The sequence below is a fragment of the Paraburkholderia sp. SIMBA_030 genome (genome assembly GCF_046535245.1).
Classification (GTDB): Bacteria; Pseudomonadota; Gammaproteobacteria; order Burkholderiales; family Burkholderiaceae; genus Paraburkholderia.
Genome location: NZ_JAWRXB010001613.1, coordinates 1 through 237 on the forward strand (window position 1 = coordinate 1; position 237 = coordinate 237).

Below are 237 nucleotides of genomic sequence, written 5' to 3' on the forward strand. Positions count from 1 at the left end.
CCGGGCGGCACCAATGAGCGGTTCGCCAAGCAGTTCTTTCCGCATGCGAACCAGGTCGTCTATCCGGACAACGTGACGATCTTCAAGCAGATTCTTGCGGGCAAGGCGGATGTGATGGTGACGGATGCGTCTGAGACGCTGTTGCAGCAAAAGCTCAATCCCGGTCTGTGCGCGGTACATCCTGACAAACCGTTCCAGTATGGAGAAAAGGCATGGCTGGTGCCGCGTGGCGATGTG

Annotated in this window: 1 pseudogene; it reads left to right on the forward strand. The window is 57.8% G+C overall.

Going from position 1 to position 237, the window contains the following annotated elements:
• Positions 1–237 (forward strand): annotated as a pseudogene (locus SB772_RS45450) (ArtI protein); the annotation flags it as partial.